Here is a 20,353-nt window from a genome sequence, read left to right as displayed (position 1 = left end):
CAAAGTCCAACAGGGAGGTGAGGACGTGTTGCGCATGCGCAGCGTCGCCCTCAACCTTGAGATAAAGCGCGTTTTTTGACCGTTCAAGAAAAAACGCCTGTTGACATGCGCATTTCCGCCATGTGTTGCGTGCATGGCTCACGCGATAGGGGTGGAGTGATCTGCATATCCTGAAACTATTGGGTTGTATTTGAGCAGCATTTTGCAACTCGCTTTCGGCGGCGTTTTTGGCCCGCTGAATTTTTGAGCGAAATTTATTGGGTAGGTAGGGCCTGGACTATTTGTGCTGGTGGATCAGCTGTCCGCTGCTTCGCGTATTTTTCTGCGATGATTGAAAATCTCTTCCTGCACAAAGTCCCGGAATACCGCGATCCGTTTAGATTGCCGCAGTTCTTCAGGGTAGGCGAGAAAGACGGGCACCTCACCGGATTGTAGATCGGGCAGGACGCGCACAAGATCTGGCGTGTCTTCGGTCAGGTAATCGGGCAGCACACCCACGCCGAGATGGTTCACTACCCCTTGAAGCACGCCAAAGTAGTTATTGACGGTGAACATATTGGTGATGTCGTAGCTTAACAGATGCTGGATCAGTGTGGCACCTGCGGCAACCTGAATGGAATTCGGGCTTTGACATATCAGGCGGTGATTACTTATCTGTTCGATCTCGTGAATTTCACCGTGCTGCGCCAGATATTCGCGGGATGCATATAGACGCATGCGTACCGACATCAGCCGTTTGCGGATCAGGTCAGCCTGCGACGGTTCCTTCATCCGTATTGCGACGTCAGCCTCGCGCATGGGCAGGTCCAGCACCCGTTCTTCAAGCATCAGGTCGATCTTGAGATCAGGGTTCTTTTCGTAAAGTTTTGGCAGGCGCGGGGCGAGCCAGAGTGTGCCAAAGCCTGTTGTGGTCGTGACGCGCAGTTCGCCAAAGACTTCTTCTTCGCTGTCGCGAATACGGGCCGACGCGGCCTCGAGCCGTCGATTCATTGATTTGGTGGCGTCAAACAGAAGCTCACCCTGTTCGGTGAGAATCAGCCCGCGCGCGTGCCGGTGGAATAGCGTGGTATTCAGCGATTCTTCGAGTGCCCGGATCTGGCGCGAAACCGCGGATTGGGACAGGTGGAGTGTATCCCCCGCATGCGTGAGCGATCCCGCATCCGCAACTGCGTGAAATATTCTTAGCTTGTCCCAGTCCATTTTATCCTGCCATTACTACATTTACCGTGCGCACCTACTGATCATTACGTCAAACCGTCAATTCCTTGCAAACATCCTCGGCAAATATTTTCCTCTTTGTAGGTCAGCATTTTTGACCTATCATGGGGTCGGAACTATTGCCACGCAGGGAGGTACGCAATGACCCACCAAGATGTGTCGCTGAATGATCGTTATGATCTTGAGAAATCACCAGTATTGCTGAACGGAACGCAGGCGCTGGTCCGGTTGATGTTGATGCAGCGCGCGCGCGATGAAAAAGCCGGGCTGAACACGGCGGGCTATGTGACGGGCTATCGTGGGTCCCCTTTGGGGGCGGTCGACCTGCAAATGAGCAAAGCGAAGAAGGTTCTTGACCCTGCGCATGTGCAATTTCAGCTTGGTCTGAACGAGGATCTGGCCGCGACGGCGTTGTGGGGCAGCCAGCAGGCGGAACTGCGTGGCGAGGGCAAATACGACGGCGTGTTCGGTCTGTGGTACGGCAAAGGCCCCGGGGTGGACCGCACGGGCGATGTGATGCGCCACGCTAATATGGCGGGCACGAGCCCGCATGGCGGGGTCATCATGGCCATGGGCGACGACCATACCGGCGAAAGTAGTACGACCTTACACCAGTCTGACTGGGCGATGGTGGACGCCTATATGCCCATCGTCTCGCCGGCCGGTGTGCAAGAGATTTTGGATTACGGGCAATATGCCTGGGCCTTGTCCCGCTATGCTGGGGTCTGGGTCGGTCTGAAGACGATGAAAGACACGATTGAGGTGACATCTGTCGTGGATGGCGATCCGCACCGAATGTCCTTTGTCACGCCGGATATGGACTTGCCTGAGGGTGGGTTAAATATTCGCCTTGTCGATACGCCGCAACAGCAAGAGGCGCGGATGATCGACTACAAGCGTTTTGCGGCAGAGGCATTCAGCCGGGTCAACAAGATGGACCAACGCAAATGGGGTCAAAAGGGCGCCCGGATTGGCTTTGTTGCGGCGGGGAAGAACTGGCTAGATCTGCAACATGCGCTGTCGCTGCTGAATATTGATGCGGCAGAGGCCGAGCGGTTGGGCATCACCACTTATAAGGTGGGGCAGGTTTGGCCGCTGGATATGGCGTCGTTTCATGATTGGGCTGAGGGGCTCGATTTGGTTGTGGTGGTTGAGGAAAAGCGCAAGCTGATTGAGGTGCAGGTCAAGGAAGCGCTGTTCGACGACACCCGTACCCGTGTCTATGGCTGGCATAAGGGCGATGAGCATTCCGCTGGCCGACGCGAGGAAGTTTTCCCGACGAAAGGTGCGCTTGATCCGATTTGGATCGCCGAGAAACTTGGCGGGATATTGACGGAAGAGGGCTGCGGCTCTGCTGGGATCAACGCCGGACTGGCGCAGCTGAGCGACGCGCGCCGGGCTGATAATGCGCCGGAAATCGCGGCACGGCTGCCCTATTTCTGTTCCGGTTGCCCGCATAACAGTTCGACCAAAGTGCCCGATGGGTCCCGCGCTTATGCTGGGATCGGCTGTCACTATATGGTGCAGTGGATGGACCGTGAAACGGTTGGGTTCACGCAGATGGGCGGCGAGGGCGCCAATTGGGTTGGTGAGGCACCGTTTTCCACCCGTGATCATGTGTTTCAGAATTTGGGCGACGGCACCTATAACCATTCGGGCGTGCAGGCCATTCGCTTTGCGCTGATGGCGGGCACCAACGTGACCTATAAAATCCTCTATAACGATGCCGTCGCCATGACCGGCGGGCAGGGGAATGACGGTGGGCTGACTGCTGATCAGATCTGTCGTGAATTGCAGGCGATGGGCGTGCAGAACATCGCGCTGGTCTATGATGAAAAAGAAGATATCGACCTTGGCCAGTTCCCCAAGGGGCTGGATGTGAACGAGCGGCAGAATATGCCTGCCGTGCAAGAGAAGTTTAGCAAATACAAAGGTGTGTCTGCCATTGTCTATGTGCAGACCTGTGCCGCAGAAAAGCGTCGCCGCAGAAAGCGCGGGCAGTTTCCCGATCCCGACAAGCGGGTGTTTATCAACACCGATGTTTGCGAAGGCTGCGGTGATTGCGGGGTGCAATCCAACTGCGTGTCCATCGTCCCGGAAGAGACGGAGTTGGGCCGCAAGCGCGCGATTGACCAGTCGTCTTGCAACAAGGACTTTTCCTGCGTTCAAGGGTTCTGCCCGTCGTTTGTCACCATTGAAGGGGCGAAGATCCGCAAGGAAGCGACCACTGATGTGGACCTGCCGGATATGCCTGAACCGATGCTGCCCGCGATCAGTGGCACGCATAACGTTGTCATCACGGGAGTTGGCGGCACCGGTGTCGTGACCATCGGTGCGGTGATGGCGATGGCGGCCCATATGGATGGCAAAGGTGCTGGCATGATGGAGATGGCCGGTCTTGCCCAGAAGGGCGGTGCGGTGCATATCCATTGCCGGATCGCTAATAACCCCAGTGATATCAGTGCGATCCGCGTCGCAACGGGCGAATGTGATGCGCTGATTGGTGGCGATCTCGTGGTCAGTGCCGGTTCCAAGACAATGGGTCTGATGCAGACCGGGCGTACGAAGGGTGTAGTGAATTCGCATGAGATCATCACCGGGGATTTCACCCGCAATACCGAGTTCAAACTGCCGACCGATCAGCTAGAGCTCGCATTGCAGGCGCGGCTGGGCGATGGGCTGGCGTTGTTCGATGCGTCGGATTTGGCCAAGGCGTTGCTGGGTGATTCAATCTATTCCAACATGATGATTTTTGGTGCGGCCTGGCAGATGGGGGCCTTGCCGCTGAGCTATGACGCGATTGTGGGCGCGATCCGGTTGAACGGTGCTGCGGTGGAACGCAATATCCGGGCGTTTGAGCTGGGGCGGTGGACCTATCTGCATCCAGAGGATGCCAGCGCGCTATTGACGCCGAAGGTCGTTCAACTGCCGAAATCGCTGGAGGACAAAATTGCCTATCGCGCGGCGCAGCTTGTGGACTATCAGAACAAGCGTATGGCAGACCGCTATCGTCAGTTGGTGGATCAATTTGAGGAGCCGAAGTTGCGGGAAGCCGTGGCAAAAGGCTATCATAAGTTATTGGCGTATAAGGATGAATACGAAGTGGCGCGCCTGCTGTCAGAGACGCAAGAAAGGGCCGCAGCGCAATTCGATGGCGATTTGAAACTGCGCTATCACTTGGCCCCGCCGGTGCTGTCCCGCATGGGGGCGAACGGACGGCCTCAGAAAAAGGAATTTGGTGCATGGATGGGGCGTGTTTTCCCTAAGCTGGCAAAGCTGAAGTTCCTGCGCGGCACGCCTTTCGATCCTTTTGGCTATAGCGATGAGCGCCGGATGGAACGGGCACTGATCAGCGAATATGAGGCGGATATGGCGGAAGTCTTGAAAATCATCCGTCCCGATACGCGCGACGCGGCGATCGCATTGGCGGCGCTGCCGCTTGATATTCGCGGCTTTGGTCCTGTGAAAGAGGCCAACGCGCGCAAGGCTGCCAAACGTCGGGAAGAGTTGCTGGCGGTGCTGCGTGCGGCACCGGTGCGACAGGCGGCGGAATAGCTCTATCGCTGAGATAATGTCATGATTTTGTCGTGCCTAGATGATAGGCGCGGCAGATGATTTGATCTTTGCAAAGGCGTTGCGATGAAAACCCGCGAAGTGGCGCGTGATATCAGCTATGCAAGTTCGGCCAAAGGCCGGGGCGGGCGTGCGATGATCCGCGTGATGGAGAATGCAACCGGACGGTTGAAACTGATCCGCAAGGCCAGAGGCTATGACCTGGACGTCGCGCAGGGTCAGGACTTTTGGGAAGTCATCGCAGAGCGTTACGGGTTAGCGCTTGATGTGATCAGTGGCACGCTGGACAATATTCCTGCGACTGGCCCTGTGATCGTTGTATCCAACCACCCTTACGGCATTCTAGACGGTTTGATGATGGGCCGCATCATGTCGCGGCGCAGGCAGGGTGATTTCCGTATTCTGGCAAATCATGTCTTTCGCCGCTCTCCTGATCTGGAACGCGTGATCCTGCCGATCTCTTTCGAGGAAACGAAAGAGGCAGCCAGACTGAACGTGGAAACACGCGCCGAAGCGGTCCGCTATCTTGGCGCTGGCGGTGCTATCGGCATCTTTCCCGGCGGCACGGTGTCAACCTCGGCCAAGCTGTTTTCGCAACCAATGGACCCAAGCTGGCGCAACTTTACCGCCAAGATGATCGCCAAGTCTGATGCGGTTGTCGTGCCGATTTTCTTTGAAGGAGGGAACAGCCGGATATTCCAACTGGCGAGCCATTTGCATTCAACCTTGCGGATGGGGCTGCTGATCCGCGAGTTCAAAGCGCGGCTGAACAAACCTGTGCGTGTCGTGGTGGGTGAACCCATCCCGTCAGAGGTTTTGAGCCCCTACCGAAAAGACCCCAAAGGATGCATGGATTTCCTGCGCAAAGCCACGTATGACCTGAGCCCAAGCCCTGTGGATTCATCCCACATCGGCCATGAGTTCGAAGCAAAATACAAGGTGCGTAATGGCGGTCGGGATATTCGATAGTGGATTGGGTGGGCTGACAGTTCTTGATGCTGTCGCAAAGCGCTTGCCAGAGTTGCCGCTTGTCTATTTTGCGGATAGCGCACATGCGCCCTACGGTGTGCGGACGCCGGATGATATCTATAATCTGACAACCGCCGCCACAGAGCGCCTGTTTGATGCAGGGTGCGATCTGGTGATTTTGGCTTGCAACACGGCCTCTGCTGCCGCGTTGCGCCGGATGCAGGAAGGCTGGATCCCATCGGACAAGCGTGTGCTGGGTGTGTTTGTCCCGCTGATCGAAGCGCTGACAGAGCGGCAATGGGGCGACAATTCGCCCCCGCGTGAAGTGGCGGTCAAACATGTGGCTTTGTTTGCGACCCCTGCCACCGTGTCCAGCCGTGCGTTCCAGCGTGAACTTGCTTTTCGTGCCATCGGTGTCGATGTGGAGGCACAGGCCTGCGGCGGTGTCGTTGATGCGATTGAAGATGGTGACATGATCCTGGCAGAGGCATTGGTGCGGTCGCATGTTGATGCGCTGAAGCGCAAGATGCCCACGCCGGGTGCGGCTGTGCTGGGCTGTACGCATTACCCGCTGATGCATGATGCCTTTCAGGACGCGCTTGGCGCAGAGGTGAAAGTCTTTTCGCAGGCCGAATTGGTCGCTGAAAGCCTTGCGGATTATCTCGACCGCCACCCCAAGATGCTGGGGGCCGGCAAGGAGAGCGCATATCTTACCACCGGCGATCCGGCGCGTGTGTCCAGCCGTGCCACACAATTCCTGCGACGACAGATCACGTTTGAAGCCGCGTAGCCTATTTTCAAATTTGATCCCGAAGGGATACCACCATGACCCACAATGTCGCCATTCTTGGCGCTTCCGGCTATACCGGGGCAGAGCTTGTCCGGTTGATCGCCACCCATCCAAGCCTGCAGATCGTTGGCTTGTCCGGTAATTCAAAGGCCGGGATGACAATGGCAGAGGTGTTTCCACATCTGCGCCACCTTGATCTGCCACGGCTGACCACCATCGAAGACATGTCTTTCGATGATGTTGAGATCGTATTTTGCGGGCTGCCGCATGCCACGTCGCAGCGGGTGATTGCCGAGTTGCCGGACCATGTGCGGATTGTCGATATGTCTGCTGATTTCCGGCTTCGCGATCCGGCGGATTACGAAAAATGGTATGGCAAACCGCATGCGGCACCGGAGCTTCAGAAGACAGCCGTTTATGGTCTGACAGAGTTCTATCGTGACCAGATCAAGACCGCTCGGCTTGTCGCGGGCACCGGCTGCAACGCGGCGACGGGGCAATATGTGTTGCGCCCGCTGATTGCCGCAGGTGTGATCGACCTTGACCAGATCGTGCTTGATCTAAAGGCCGCTGTCTCTGGCGCTGGCCGAGCGCTGAAGGAAAACCTTCTGCATGCTGAACTGTCCGAAGGCGCGCATGGCTATGCCGTTGGCGGGACCCACCGGCATTTGGGGGAATTCGATCAGGAATTTTCGCTGCTCGCTGGCCGGCCGGTGAATATTCAATTCACGCCACATCTGATCCCGGCGAACCGCGGCATATTGGCCACCACCTATGTGCAGGGTGATCCGACCGTCATATATGATACGCTGACCGCAGCTTATGCGGGCGAGCCATTCATAAAGGTGTTGCCGATGGGAGAGCATCCGTCGATCAAACATATCCGCGCCAGCAACTTTTGCCATATCGGCGTGGTTGCGGACCGTGTGCCGGGGCGCGCGATTGTCATTGCGGCACTGGACAACCTGACCAAGGGGTCTTCGGGACAGGCGTTGCAGAACGCCAACCTGATGCTGGGCCTGCCAGAGACCGAAGGGTTGATGCTGGCACCTGTCTTTCCATGAACGGGCTGAAGTCGCTCAAGAAACGGCGCCGCGTGCAGGTGATCGCTATCGCGGGTGTCTGTGTGGCACTGGTTCTTGTGGTGTTGGCATTCCTGCCAGCAGAAAGTTTCCAATTCTTCCGGTCGCCCTCTGAGGTAACCCAAGCGCCGCCGCCGCCAACCGAACGCTTTCGCATCGGCGGGTTGGTGGCAGAGGGAACGCTGACACGGGGGCAGGGCGAGCAGATCAGCTTTCTCGTCACCGATGGTGGCGCGTCGATCCCGGTTGTGTTTACGGGTATCCTGCCGGATCTGTTTGAGGAGGGTCAGGGCATGGTGGCGCAGGGTAATTACGTCAATGGTCGCTTTGAAGCGGTTGAAATTCTTGCCAAACATGATGAAACTTACATGCCAGCCGAGGTTGTGGATGCGCTGAAAGAACAGGGTGTCTATCAGCCGACGAACGGTGCCGCAGCCACCAATTAACCAATTCATCGCAATTTGCAGCCCATCCACGGAAGTGAGGGCTGTCGATGCAGAATGTGACCGAAATTGCGAACGAAATTGTCAGCCGTGAAGGCGGCTATGTGAATGATCCCGATGACCCCGGCGGGGCGACGAAATACGGGGTTACCATCCACACAATGCGGCGGTTGGGGCTTGACCTGACACAAGACGACCAGGTGGATGCTGCGGATGTGCGGGTTCTGACCCGCGCTCATGCGGTGTCAATTTTCGTTGAGCACTACTTTCGCAAACCGGGGATCGACAAGCTGCCGCAGCCTCTGCATGCGACGGTGTTCGACATGTATGTCAATGCGGGGGCGCACGCAGTGAAGATCCTACAACGCTTGCTGAGTGACATGCGCATCGCTGTCACCGTTGATGGGGTGATCGGGCCGCAGACGGTTTCTGCCACGCAGCGCGCGCTGGAGGCCGCACCGGATCATCTGGTCGATGCCTATGGGATCGCCCGGCGCAATTATTACTACACGCTGGCTGATCGGCGTGCAGCAAGTCGCAAATATGCTCGCCGCCGCGATGGGGGCAAGGGCGGCTGGATCACGCGGGCCGAAGCATTCATCGCAGCGCGCTATCATTTAACAGAGGCAGAACATCGGCAGAGGACAGCAACATGGGCGTGATCACCGGATTGATGACGCTTCTGTTTGGCGATGGCCGGAATGTGGTGGCCGAGACGGCAGAGGTCTTTCGCGAGAATACCGAAAAAGGCGCGGTGCGCGCGGCAGAGGCACGGGCCGAGAGCCTTGCCCAATTTGCGGCAGAGTTCGCGCATCCGCGCCGTGGGCTGTTTGACAGGCTCATCGACGGGTTGAACCGCCTGCCACGCCCGATGCTGGCGCTGGGGACGATCTGGCTGTTTGTCACAGCAATGACCGCGCCTGAGGCGTTTGTGGCGGGGATGCAGGGGCTGGCGCTGGTGCCTGACCCACTGTGGTGGCTGATGGGGGCGATTGTCAGTTTCTATTTCGGTGCGCGCCATCAGGCGAAAGGGCAGGAATTTCAACGCTCTGTCACGCAAAGCCTGATCCTTGCGCAAAACGCGCAAGCTGCTACGGCACCCGAACAGCCCGCTGCCGACAATCCAGCACTGGCGGATTGGAGAGCGCAGCATGGATAATAATTGGGCCGAACAAATCGCACGCAGACTGACCACGCTGGAAACCCGCAACGCCGTGGATCAGGTGCATCGCGACAATGTTGCCGCACGTCTTGGCGCGATCGAGGAAGCGCTGAAATGGGTCGTGCGCCTGATCGTCGGTGGCTTGTTGATGGCGGCGCTAACCTATGCGGTGCAGGGCGGGCTGACGCGATAGCGGGCAGCGCGTCCCTGAGAAACAACAAAGAGCGAAAGCGCCGCGCCAAAATGTAGCGCTGAATTGACCGGGCAAGCCTATTGCCCGGTTTTTCTTTGCGCTATGACTGCTGTCATGTTGAACGAACTCGGACATTTTGCACTGATTCTGACCTTTGGGGTCGCCATTGTACAAATGATCGTGCCAATGATCGGGGCGCATCGCGGCAACGCCAGTTGGATGGCCGTGGCAGAGCCTGCGGCCACGGCGCAATTCCTGCTTGTTGGCTTTTCCTTTGCGGCGTTGACCTGGGCTTTCGTGACCTCTGACTTTTCGCTGCAACTGGTCTATGCGAATTCGCATACGGATAAGCCGCTTATCTATAAAATTGCGGGAGTCTGGGGAAACCATGAAGGGTCGATGCTGCTCTGGATGGTGATCCTGGCGCTATTCGGTGCCTGTGCAGCCTGGTTTGGGGGTGGGCTACCACGCCGACTTCAGGCGCGGGTGCTGTCGGTGCAGGCGTCGATATCGGTGGCTTTCTGTGCGTTTATTCTTTTCACGTCTAATCCCTTTCTGCGGCTGGCCGTGCCGCCCTTGAACGGGCGCGACCTGAACCCGCTGTTGCAAGACCCAGGCTTGGCCTTTCACCCCCCCTTTCTTTATCTGGGCTATGTGGGCCTGAGCATGTCGTTTTCATTTGCTGTCGCCGCCTTGATCGAAGGGCGCGTGGATGCGGCATGGGGCCGTTGGGTGCGCCCTTGGACGCTGGCCGCATGGATGTTTTTGACGGTCGGCATCGCGCTGGGGTCTTGGTGGGCCTATTACGAGCTTGGCTGGGGCGGCTTTTGGTTCTGGGACCCGGTTGAAAATGCGTCTTTCATGCCTTGGCTGATTTCTGCGGCGCTGTTGCATTCCGCCATTGTGGTCGAAAAGCGCGAAGCGCTGAAAAGCTGGACGGTTTTGCTGGCGATCCTTGCTTTTGGGTTTTCGTTGTTGGGCGCCTTCATCGTGCGTTCTGGCGTGCTGACGTCGGTGCATGCCTTTGCCAATGACCCAGAGCGCGGCCTGCTGATCCTGATAATCCTTGCGATTTTTCTGGGCGGATCATTGACGCTTTTCGCGGCCCGCGCCGGTGCATTGGACGCGAAGGGCGTGTTTTCGACCGTCAGTCGGGAAAGTGCGCTAATCCTGAATAACGTCCTGCTTGCGGTCAGTTGTTTTGTGGTCTTCATCGGGACCATCTGGCCCTTGGTCGCAGAAATGTTGTTTGATCGCAGCCTGTCAGTGGGGCCGCCTTTTTTCGACACAGCGTTCACGCCATTCATGGTCGCGCTTGCGGTGATATTGCCCATCGGGTCCATCCTTGCGTGGAAGCGCGGCACGCTGCGCAAAGGTGTCAGGCCGTTGTTGCCGTGGCTGGGTTTGGCCCTTGCGCTGGGGGCATTGGCCTATGCGTTGCAAAGCGGGAATTCCGCGCTGGGGCCCGTGGGTGCGGCTTTGGGGGCTTGGGTTGTTGGCGGCGCCTTGGCGGATTTGTGGATGCGGGGTGGGCGTGCTGGCTGGCAGGTTAAGCTGCGCCGCATTGCCCGGCTGCCAAGGGCCGACTGGGGCAAGGCCACAGCGCATATCGGGATGGGGGTGACGATTTTCGGCATCGCCGCGATGACGGCTTGGGTCAAGGAAGATATCCGCGTGGCTGATATCGGTGATCGCTGGCCGGTGGGGCAGTTCGCATTTTCGCTGGATGATGTGCGGCAGCAAGAAGGGCCCAACTACGTCACCACTATGGCCGATATGTCGGTTTGGCGTGGGGATCGGCAGATCGCTGTGCTGCGCCCGGAGAAACGGTTTTATCCGGTGGCGGGTATGCCTACCACCGAAGCGGCGATTAGAAACGGTATTCTGCGGGATATCTATGTGGTGATCGGTGACCCGCAGGCGCGGGGCGGCTGGGCGGTGCGGGTCTATATCAAGCCGTTTGCCAATTGGATCTGGGGTGGCGCGATCCTGATGGCGCTCGGCGGGTGTTTCTCGCTTTCTGACCGGCGATTGCGTGTCGGAGCCGCCGCGCCCAAGACCCTGCGCAATACGGTGCCCGCCGAATGAGGCGGCTGTTGCTGATACTAGCGATGGTCGCCACGCCGCTCTGGGCTGTCGAACCCGACGAAATGCTCGATGATCCGCTGCTGGAAAATCGCGCGCGGGAACTGTCGCAAGGGCTGCGTTGCCCGGTCTGCCGCAATGAAAGTATCGACGAAAGCAATGCAACGCTGGCCAAGGATCTGCGTATCCTTTTGCGCGAGCGTTTAGTGGCGGGAGATACGGACCAGCAGGCGGTGGATTTCATTGTCGCCCGCTATGGTGAATATGTGCTGCTGCGGCCTAACGCACGGGGTGCCAATCTTTTCCTATGGCTCGCCGCGCCTGCGCTGCTGCTGATTGCACTGGGCATCGGCTGGACAGCAATCCGAAAGCGCGCGCCGGTCCCGGATACGCTGACCGAGGCCGAAAATGCGGAGCTTGAGAAAATATTACGCTCGTGACGTGCCGTAGCCCTTCCTTGAACCGTTCAGTTCATTAGGTTGGATACAGCATATCAATAAGGACGACGCGCATGGACTATCAGGCCATTACACTTGAGATCCGTAATTCTGTAGCGGTGATCACGCTGAACCGCCCCGAAATGATGAATGCCCTGAATACGCAGATGCGGGCAGAGATTACCCATGCGATGAAAGCGGCTGAGAAGGACGCGCGCGCGATCGTGTTGACAGGGGCCGGACGTGCCTTTTGTTCGGGGCAGGATCTGGGCGATGCTAGCGCGGGCGGCATCCCTGATATGGAACGTACTTTGCGCGATGAATATGTCCCGATGCTCAAGGCGATTTTTGATTGCCGCGTGCCGACAATTGCCGCAGTGAACGGTGCCGCTGCAGGGGCAGGGGCCAATCTTGCACTGGCAGCGGATGTGGTGATCGCGTCAGAGGCTGCTTATTTTGTGCAGGCGTTCACCCGGATCGGGTTGATCCCGGATGCGGGCGGCACCTATTGGCTGCCGCGTCAGATCGGTGCAGCAAAGGCAATGGGGGCGGCGCTTTTTGCGGATAAGATTAGTGCGCAGCAGGCTTGTGACTGGGGCATGATCTATGAAACCGCGCCAGAGGCGACGTTTCAGGAACATGTGCAAAACCGCGCGGCGACGCTAGCGCAGGGCCCGACCGTGGCCTACCGTCAGTTGAAAAAAGCAATTCGCGGATCGTTCGAGAATACGCTGGATGAGCAGCTTGCGCTGGAGGCGAAATTGCAGGGACGCTGTGGTCAGACGCGCGATTTTCAGGAAGGCGTTGTCGCGTTTCTGGAAAAACGTCCTGCCGCTTACGAAGGGCGCTAAGCCTCTGCCGGACGCGGAAGCGCAAAATAGACGCTGTCGGACCAGACACCGTTGATGCAATAGGTGTTCGCTGCGCGGTGGGTTTCGTGGAAACCCAAACTGCGCAGCAACCCACAAGAGGCTACGTTATTCGGATCAGCATCCGCCGTCAGTTGCGTGTGATCGGTAACCTGCCAAAGATGGGGGATGATGGTCTGCATCGCCTCTGTCACGATGCCCTGCCGCCAGTAATCCGGGTGCAGTAAGAACCCGACCTCTGTCCCGCGATGTTGACCTGCTGTACCAATGGCACGACCGTCTTTTTCAATCACGAAATAGGTCAATGTCTCGGCTGCTGAAGCGATCAGCCGATCAAGATTTTCCTGCGTGCGCGCCGGTCTGTCATGCGGGGCCGTGGACCAATAGGCCATTGCCTGCGGATCGCTGAAGATCGCAAAGAGATCATCAAGATCATCCTGTCTTGCCGCGCGCAGGATCAGGCGTTGGGTGTGCCGTGCCATATCATAAAAAGGGCCGCTCAAGGCGGCCCGATCATTCAGCGCTTTTCGATATCGACGTAGTTCCGTTCCATCTCGCCCAGATAGAGCTGACGGGGGCGGCCGATTTTCAACTGCGGATCGTTTAGCTGTTCTTTCCACTGCGAAATCCAGCCGACGGTCCGGGCCAATGCAAAGATCGGCGTGAACATCGATGTGGGGAAGCCCATCGCTTCGAGGATGATGCCGGAATAGAAATCCACATTCGGAAACAGCTTTTTGTCTGCAAAGTATGGATCGGCAAGCGCCTGTTTTTCCAGTTCCTTTGCCACCTGCAGGATCGGGTTGTTTTCGACGCCCAACAGTTCCAGCACCTCGTCCGCAGATTCCTTCATTACCGTCGCGCGCGGGTCGAAGTTTTTGTAGACGCGGTGGCCAAAGCCCATCAGGCGATAGGGGTCATTTTTGTCCTTGGCGCGTGCAATGAATTCCGGGATGCGGTCGGGCGTGCCAATTTCCTTGAGCATTTCAAGGCAGGCTTGGTTCGCACCGCCATGGGCAGGGCCCCAGAGGCAGGCGATACCCGCAGCAATACAAGCGAAGGGGTTGGCACCAGAGGATGAGGCCAGACGCACGGTCGAGGTCGAGGCGTTCTGTTCGTGATCCGCGTGCAGTGTGAAAATCCGGTCCATGGCGCGGGCGAGGATCGGATTTACGTGGTATTCGGCGGCCGGGACCGAGAAGCACATGTTCAGGAAGTTCGCCGCATAATCCAGATCGTTGCGCGGATACACGAAGGGCTGACCGATAGAGTATTTATAGGCCATCGCCGCAATTGTCGGCATCTTGGCGATCAGCCGGATTGATGCGACCTCGCGCTGATGCGCATCGGTGATATCGGTCGAATCGTGGTAGAATGCCGACATAGCACCGACTACGCCCACCATCGTGGCCATCGGATGGGCATCGCGGCGGAAACCGCGGAAGAAGTTATGCATCTGCTCGTGGATCATCGTGTGATTGGTCACGAGAGATTCGAATTTTTCCAGCTCTTCGGCCGAGGGGAGTTCACCGTAAAGCAGCAGGTAACAGACTTCGAGATAATGCGATTTGCCCGCCAGCTGTTCGATTGGATAGCCACGGTGTAGCAACTGCCCCTTGTCGCCATCAATAAAGGTAATTGTGCTGTCGCAGGCCGCCGTGGAGGTAAAGCCAGGGTCATAGGTGAAAATATCCGCCTGCGCATAAAGCTTGCGGATGTCCATCACATCAGGGCCGCCAGTCGGGGAATGGATGGGCAATTCATATTCCTTGCCCTTGATTGTCAGCTTTGCGGTGTCGGTATTTTCAGCCATATCTATTCCCTCGGTAGGCCGCAGACACGTCAAAGTGTCGCCGGCGCGTTTTACTTCGTCGGTGGCCAGATAGCCTGCAACTCGTAACGAATTGGTTTCAGGCGCTGGCGTCCTTTAGGCGGGCAATCGTTTCCTCCTGCCCAAGAACCAACATCATATCAAAAACACTCGGCGATACCGCCCGTCCGGCCAAAGCCGCCCTGAGCGGTCCGGCAAGCTTGCCCAACTTCATGTCGTTTGCTTCGGCAACGGATGAGACGACCTCTTCAAGAGTGTCACGCGACCAGCTAGCATTTTGCAGCTGCGGCGTCAATTCTGACAGTATACCACGGGATACATCTGTAAGCTGCGCCGCGGCTTTTTCATCCGGTGTGATCGGCCCGGATGTGAGGATAAAATGCGCTTTTTCAAGGAGTTCTGGCAAGGTTTTGGCCCTTTCCTTGAGGCAGTACAGTGCCCGGCTCAGCCCGTCCGATTGACGTTCGGTCAGGGGCAGCTGGCCTGTTGCGGTCAGAAATCCGGAAATTTCTTGCAGCAGTGCAGAATCTTCTGCGACTGCAATATGCTGTCCGCAGATATTTTCCAGTTTCTTGAAATCAAACCGGGCGGGCGACTTGCCGATTCCGTCCAGTGCGAACCATTCCTTTGCCTGTGCATCGGTGAAAAATTCATCATCCCCGTGGCTCCACCCCAGCCGGGCAAGATAATTGCGCATCCCGGCAGCGGGGTAGCCCATAGCCTGATATTCGGCAGCACCGGTCGCGCCGTGGCGTTTGGACAGTTTCTTGCCGTCCGGCCCAAAGATCAGCGGAATATGGGCGAGCACGGGCTTGTTCCAGCCCATGGCGTCATAAATCAGATTCTGGCGGAATGCGTTGGCAAGGTGATCATCGCCACGTATCACATGGGTCACGCCCATATCGTGATCATCCACCACCACGGCGAGCATATACACCGGGCTGCCGTCCGAGCGTAGCAAGATCATATCGTCAAGCTGATCATTGGACCATGTCACGTCACCCTGCACCGCATCATGCAACGTCGTTTGCCCGTCGCGGGGGGCTTTGATCCGTATGACATAAGGGGCATCCGGATGCTCACTTTCCGGAACATCCCTCCAAGGGGAGCGGAACAGCGTAGATGCCTTTTCAGCCCGTGCCTTTTCACGGAAGGCTTCGATTTCTTCCTGCGTGCTGTAACACTTATAGGCTTTTCCCTGATCCAGCAGTTCATGCGCAACCGCCGCGTGGCGATCCGCATTGGCCGCTTGGCTAGATGGTTCGCCATCCCAGTCGAGGCCGAGCCATGTCAGCCCGTCAAGAATGGCCTGCTTGTTTTCATCAGTGGATCGCGCCTTGTCCGTATCTTCGATCCGCAAATAGAATTTGCCGCCATAGCCGCGTGCATACAGCCAGTTGAACAACGCCGTCCGGGCACCACCAATATGCAGGGCACCTGTGGGGGACGGGGCGAAACGGGTGACAACGGACATGTGGTATTAACCTTTCGCTAACCAGCTTTCCCCAAGAATGGGGTTCAGGCGGGGGATACTAAGCCGGGGGACGAAGAACAAGTGCGGGCCGCTGTTCAGGATATGTTGCTGGCACAGCGCGGTGCGCTGGTCGGCTGGATGCCGGTCTGTCTTGGGGTTGGGATCGGTGGCTATTTTTCGATGTCTGCTGAACCTGACTTGATGGTGTTCATGATCGGATGCGTGATCGCGCTGGTTCTTTTTGTGCTGTCGCGCATGGTACAGGTCGCTTATGCCCCACTTTTCTTGGCGCTAGTGCTGATCATCGTCGGTGCGGGGCTGGCCAAATGGCGTACAGAGAGTGTCAGCGCCCCGGTGCTGACCTTTCGCTATTACGGCCCGATTGTGGGCAGAGTGGTGAATATCGACCGCTCGGCCAGTGATGCGCCACGCCTGACGCTGGATCACGTTACCCTGTCCAACATGTCCCCTGACCGCGTGCCTGATCGGGTGCGCGTGTCGGTGCATGGCGATCAGATGCTCGCCGAATATCAACCCGGCGATCTGTTGATGATGACCGGGCATCTTTCGCCGCCCGCAGGACCGGCAGAGCCGGGCGGATTCGATTTCCAGCGCCACGCCTGGTTCCTGCAACTGGGGGCGGTGGGCTACACCCGCACGCCTGTTCTGCGGCTTGCTGCACCCGAACGGGAAGGCTGGCGTTTATGGGTCTTTGCGACCCGCATGCGAATTTCGCACGCAGTGCAGCTTGCCATGCCCGGCGAAACCGGTGCCTTCGCCGCCGCTATCATGACGGGCGACCGATCTGCGATGGGACAGGATACGCTAGAGGCGCTTCGCGCATCGAACCTTGCCCATCTTTTGGCGATTTCGGGGCTGCATATGGGGCTGCTCACCGGGTTCATCTTTGCTGTGGTCCGTTATGGTCTGGCGCTTGTGCCGGGGGTTGCGCTCTATTGGCAAACCAAGAAGATCGCGGCGGTCTGCGCGCTGATCGTAGGTGCGCTTTATCTTGCCCTGTCCGGGGGCAATGTCGCGACAGAGCGCGCCTTTACCATGGTCGCTGTCATGCTGGTGGCGGTGCTACTGGATCGCCGGGCGCTAACGCTGCGCGCCGTGGCCATTGCGGCCATCATCGTACTGGCCCTACAGCCTGAGGCACTGACCGGGCCGGGCTTTCAAATGTCCTTTGCGGCGACCACGGCGCTGGTGGCGGTCTTCACCTATTTGCGCCGGTTCCAGATGTATCGGCTGCCCAAATGGGTGCGGGCGATCCTGTCTGTTGTGATCTCTTCCGGTGTTGCGGGGCTTGCAACTGCGCCCTTTGCCGCAGCGCATTTCAATCAGATTTCCCATTTTGGGTTGATCGCCAATTTGTTGAGCGTGCCGTTGATGGGGGTTCTGGTGATGCCGGCTGCCGTGTTGGCAGTCTGCCTCGCCCCGTTCGGGCTGTGGGTGGTCGGGCTGTGGTTCATGGATCTTGGGCTGCGCTGGATACTGTTTGTGGCCAAGAGCGTCGCGGGAATGGACGGGGCTTTGGGTCATATTCATGCACCGCAGGGCGCAGTGCTGCCGGTGCTGACGCTGGGTTTGCTGTGGCTTATCTTGTGGCAGGGACGATCGCGCTTTGCGGGGCTGGCAGGTGTGCTTATCGCCGTCGTCCTTTGGCAGCAGAGCACGCGACCGGCGCTGCTGGTCGCTGATAACGGGACGCTGATCGGGTTGCTCGGTCCAGAGGGGCGGGCACTGTCAAAACCCACAGGGAGCGGCTTTGTCGCAGGTATTTGGTTGGAAAATGACGGCGGGCCGGTCGCGCAAGAGGTGGCCGCGATGCGCACGGGCATCACACGCAACGGCCGGATCGTGACAGGGCAGGTGGCGGGATGGAAGGTTTTGCAGGTGTCTGGGAAAACGGCGCTGGCCACACTAGATGACTGTGACGGGGCCGATGTGTTGATCAGCAATCAAACAGATGCCGGACCACGACCCTGTGTGGTATTCGACCTGCGACGTCTCAGGGCCACGGGTGCATTGGCAATGGATTTGTCAGATGCGGATAACCTAGTGATCACCACTGCCCACCATGTTGCAGGTAACAGGCCGTGGAACCAGCGCCAAGGTCGCGCAGGTCCCCCAATTGTGCTGTCGCGGGACGAAACCCGCAGCAGCGAAGTCATTGTGTCAGAGGTTCAATAAGTCCGGATCAAACCGACCAGCCGACCCTGCACCTTGACCTGATCATCCCGGAAAACACGGGTTTCATAGGCCGGGTTCGCCGCTTCGAGCGCGATCGCTTTGCCGTTGCGGCGGAACCGCTTCAGCGTTGCCTCGTGGCCTTCGACCAGTGCGACGACGATATCGCCATTGTCAGCGACTTCGGTCTCGCGGATTACAACGACGTCACCATCGTTGATACCTGCCTCGATCATGGAATCGCCTTTGACTTCAAGGGCGTAATGCTCCCCCGTGCCCACCATGGATTGTGGGACATGCACATTATGCGACACTTCGCTGATTGCGGCGATTGGCACACCAGCGGCGATGCGGCCCATGACGGGCAGTTCGACCGCGCCAGAATCGACAGGTAGCGCGCGGGCGGGTTTGCTGTCAGGCTTGTCGCCATTGATCACACGCGGGGTGAACCCGGTTTTCGCCTGCATCGAGTCAGGCAGTTTGACGATCTCAAGCGCTCGCGCCCGATGTGCAAGGCGGCGGATAAAACCGCGTTCCTCTAGCGCAGTGATCAGCCGGTGAATCCCGGATTTGGATCGCAGATCCAGCGCTTCTTTCATTTCGTCAAAACTGGGCGGGACACCGTCACGCTGCACGCGCTTGTGGATGAACGCCAACAGGTCGAGTTGCTTCTTGGTCAACATATGCTTTTCCCCTCGCAGGTTTTGCATATGTTCTACGCATGTTCCTGTTTTGTGTCAATCGTCTCGCGTCTAAGTTGGCAAATACGTCTTATCTCAAGACCGCATAGATCAGATCGGGATTATCTCAATCGTATCGCCTTTGGTACGGGCAGGATCACTGATCGGACGGACCGCTAGGCAGTTCGCATCGGCCAACACGCTGAGAAGGGCGCTGTCCTGTCGGTCAAATATCCTGACACCGTCAGGCCCAAAGTGCGCGCGCATGTAATGTTCGCGCGGACCATTTGCACCAATATTATGGGCGAGCGCCGCAGTCTGTCGCGGCACGGGTGCCGCACCTTGGCCCAGCATTTTGCGGATCACAGGTGCCAGAAAGATATGCCCGCAGACCATGGCCGAGACGGGATTGCCGGGCAATCCGATCATCGTTGCCGTTCCCATGCGGCCCGCCATCAGCGGCTTACCGGGCCGCATCGCGATCTTGTAGAACGCGCGGTCCATGCCTTGGGCTTGGGCCACATCGCCGACCAGATCGTGATCACCGACCGACGCCCCCCCGATGGTTACGATTAAATCCGCATCGCTAGCGAGCTCAAAAGCGAGTTCAAGGGACGGTATGGTGTCATGCGCAATCGGGAGCAAACGCGGTTGTGCGCCGAGGCGATCAAGCAGCGCCGCCAATCCATAGCTGTTGGAAGCAATAATCTGATCATCTCCCGGCGTCTCTCCGGGTTGTACCAGCTCGTCACCGGTCGGGATGATCGCCACCACGGGGCGGCGGGTCACCGGAACCTCTGCAATATTCATCGCCGCCAGCAGCGCGATATCCGACGGGCCAAGCAGGCGGGGCGCGCTGATGCTGTCGCCGATCCTGAAATCGGCTCCGGCGGGGCGCACGTGCGGTTTGTCGTCAAGCCTATCGCCAAGGGTGATCGTGTCGCCGTCTCGGATGACATCTTCCTGAATGATCACGCGATCCGTGCCCGCAGGCATCGGCGCGCCGGTGAAGATGCGGACCGTCTGGCCCGGTCCGACAGTCCCGGAAAACCCATGCCCGGCGGCGGATTCGCCGATCACGGAAAACTGCCTGCCCACCGTTGCATCCTGACCGGCAATCGCATAGCCATCCATGGCCGAGGCAGGGAAGGGTGGCTGGTCACGCCGGGCCTGTATTGGTGTCGCGAGCACGCGCCCATGCGCGTCGCGCAGCACAACATTCTCTGCGTCGAGCGGAGAGACGAGGGCGAAAAGCTGGGAAAGCGCCTCTTCGACCGTGATCATGGCGCTAGTGCTCGTAGGTTGGCCTCTTCCCAATCGGCATAGGTCTGATTTGTGATCATTTTAACCCACA

At 58.1% G+C, this 20,353-nt stretch carries 18 protein-coding genes; 12 read left to right on the top strand and 6 right to left on the bottom strand.

Annotation, left to right across the window (positions count from 1 at the left end; translation table 11 throughout):
* Window positions 1–294: 294 nt before the first annotated feature.
* Window positions 295–1,200: a LysR family transcriptional regulator gene (locus tag ACJ5NV_RS10120; RefSeq protein WP_411643556.1), complete on the bottom strand. Its 906-nt coding sequence runs from the start codon at window positions 1,198–1,200 to the stop codon at window positions 295–297.
* A gap of 159 nt (window positions 1,201–1,359) precedes the next feature.
* On the opposite strand from ACJ5NV_RS10120, the gene ACJ5NV_RS10115 reads away from it, so the two are divergent.
* The 11 genes from ACJ5NV_RS10115 (at window position 1,360) to ACJ5NV_RS10065 (ending at window position 12,803) form a co-directional block, all read left to right on the top strand.
* The gene (locus ACJ5NV_RS10115) at window positions 1,360–4,773 is read left to right on the top strand and encodes an indolepyruvate ferredoxin oxidoreductase family protein (RefSeq protein WP_411643555.1); all 3,414 of its coding nucleotides are present in this window, start codon (window positions 1,360–1,362) and stop codon (window positions 4,771–4,773) included.
* 84 nt (window positions 4,774–4,857) lie between these two features.
* On the top strand, window positions 4,858–5,760 hold the full coding sequence (locus ACJ5NV_RS10110; protein WP_411643554.1) for a lysophospholipid acyltransferase family protein: 903 nt from the start codon (window positions 4,858–4,860) through the stop codon (window positions 5,758–5,760).
* Window positions 5,738–6,550, top strand: coding sequence for a glutamate racemase (locus ACJ5NV_RS10105; protein WP_411643553.1), 813 nt, complete (start codon window positions 5,738–5,740; stop codon window positions 6,548–6,550). The genes ACJ5NV_RS10110 and ACJ5NV_RS10105 overlap by 23 nt, the downstream gene beginning before the upstream one ends.
* 35 nt (window positions 6,551–6,585) lie before the next feature.
* On the top strand, window positions 6,586–7,614 hold the full coding sequence (argC, locus tag ACJ5NV_RS10100) for an N-acetyl-gamma-glutamyl-phosphate reductase (RefSeq protein WP_411643552.1): 1,029 nt from the start codon (window positions 6,586–6,588) through the stop codon (window positions 7,612–7,614).
* On the top strand, window positions 7,611–8,078 hold the full coding sequence (gene ccmE, locus ACJ5NV_RS10095) for a cytochrome c maturation protein CcmE (protein ID WP_411643551.1): 468 nt from the start codon (window positions 7,611–7,613) through the stop codon (window positions 8,076–8,078). Before argC ends, ccmE begins: the two co-directional genes overlap by 4 nt.
* Window positions 8,079–8,125: 47 nt before the next feature.
* Window positions 8,126–8,737, top strand: coding sequence for a holin-associated N-acetylmuramidase (locus ACJ5NV_RS10090; RefSeq protein WP_411643550.1), 612 nt, complete (start codon window positions 8,126–8,128; stop codon window positions 8,735–8,737).
* Complete coding sequence (locus ACJ5NV_RS10085; RefSeq protein ID WP_411643549.1) at window positions 8,728–9,234, top strand: holin family protein; 507 nt, start codon at window positions 8,728–8,730, stop codon at window positions 9,232–9,234. The genes ACJ5NV_RS10090 and ACJ5NV_RS10085 overlap by 10 nt, the downstream gene beginning before the upstream one ends.
* Window positions 9,227–9,430, top strand: coding sequence for a pseudouridine synthase (locus ACJ5NV_RS10080; RefSeq protein ID WP_411643548.1), 204 nt, complete (start codon window positions 9,227–9,229; stop codon window positions 9,428–9,430). Before ACJ5NV_RS10085 ends, ACJ5NV_RS10080 begins: the two co-directional genes overlap by 8 nt.
* 114 nt (window positions 9,431–9,544) lie before the next feature.
* A complete protein-coding gene (locus tag ACJ5NV_RS10075; protein WP_411643547.1) occupies window positions 9,545–11,518 on the top strand; it encodes a heme lyase CcmF/NrfE family subunit in 1,974 nt (657 codons plus the stop codon).
* On the top strand, window positions 11,515–11,955 hold the full coding sequence (locus ACJ5NV_RS10070; protein ID WP_411643546.1) for a cytochrome c-type biogenesis protein: 441 nt from the start codon (window positions 11,515–11,517) through the stop codon (window positions 11,953–11,955). Before ACJ5NV_RS10075 ends, ACJ5NV_RS10070 begins: the two co-directional genes overlap by 4 nt.
* Window positions 11,956–12,026: 71 nt before the next feature.
* Complete coding sequence (locus ACJ5NV_RS10065) at window positions 12,027–12,803, top strand: enoyl-CoA hydratase-related protein (RefSeq protein WP_411643545.1); 777 nt, start codon at window positions 12,027–12,029, stop codon at window positions 12,801–12,803.
* Here ACJ5NV_RS10065 and ACJ5NV_RS10060 read toward each other — a convergent pair.
* The 3 genes from ACJ5NV_RS10060 to gltX all read right to left on the bottom strand — a co-directional run bounded on the left by ACJ5NV_RS10060 (window position 12,800) and on the right by gltX (window position 16,126).
* Window positions 12,800–13,324: a GNAT family N-acetyltransferase gene (locus ACJ5NV_RS10060; protein ID WP_411643544.1), complete on the bottom strand. Its 525-nt coding sequence runs from the start codon at window positions 13,322–13,324 to the stop codon at window positions 12,800–12,802. The two genes, ACJ5NV_RS10065 and ACJ5NV_RS10060, sit on opposite strands and share 4 nt — an antisense overlap.
* Window positions 13,325–13,338: 14 nt before the next feature.
* On the bottom strand, window positions 13,339–14,634 hold the full coding sequence (locus tag ACJ5NV_RS10055; protein ID WP_411643543.1) for a citrate synthase: 1,296 nt from the start codon (window positions 14,632–14,634) through the stop codon (window positions 13,339–13,341).
* Window positions 14,635–14,731: 97 nt separating this feature from the next.
* Window positions 14,732–16,126, bottom strand: a complete 1,395-nt coding sequence (gltX, locus tag ACJ5NV_RS10050) for a glutamate--tRNA ligase (RefSeq protein WP_411643542.1) — start codon at window positions 16,124–16,126, stop codon at window positions 14,732–14,734.
* Between the two features lie 81 nt (window positions 16,127–16,207).
* Here gltX and ACJ5NV_RS10045 point away from each other — a divergent pair, with 81 nt between their 5' ends.
* Complete coding sequence (locus ACJ5NV_RS10045) at window positions 16,208–18,322, top strand: ComEC/Rec2 family competence protein (RefSeq protein WP_411643541.1); 2,115 nt, start codon at window positions 16,208–16,210, stop codon at window positions 18,320–18,322.
* On the opposite strand, the gene lexA is transcribed toward ACJ5NV_RS10045, so the two are convergent.
* Window positions 18,316–19,002 carry a transcriptional repressor LexA gene (gene lexA, locus ACJ5NV_RS10040; protein WP_411643540.1) on the bottom strand — a complete coding sequence of 229 codons (687 nt, stop codon included), beginning with the start codon at window positions 19,000–19,002 and terminating at the stop codon, window positions 18,316–18,318. The two genes, ACJ5NV_RS10045 and lexA, sit on opposite strands and share 7 nt — an antisense overlap.
* A gap of 108 nt (window positions 19,003–19,110) precedes the next feature.
* Window positions 19,111–20,283, bottom strand: a complete 1,173-nt coding sequence (locus ACJ5NV_RS10035) for a molybdopterin molybdotransferase MoeA (RefSeq protein WP_411643539.1) — start codon at window positions 20,281–20,283, stop codon at window positions 19,111–19,113.
* Between the last annotated feature and the right edge of the window lie 70 nt (window positions 20,284–20,353).

It is taken from the genome of Loktanella agnita, from assembly GCF_046640325.1.
GTDB lineage: Bacteria > Pseudomonadota > Alphaproteobacteria > Rhodobacterales > Rhodobacteraceae > Yoonia > Yoonia agnita.
Note: the sequence above shows the minus strand (reverse complement) of the source record. Positions and strands in the feature narration are given on the sequence as shown.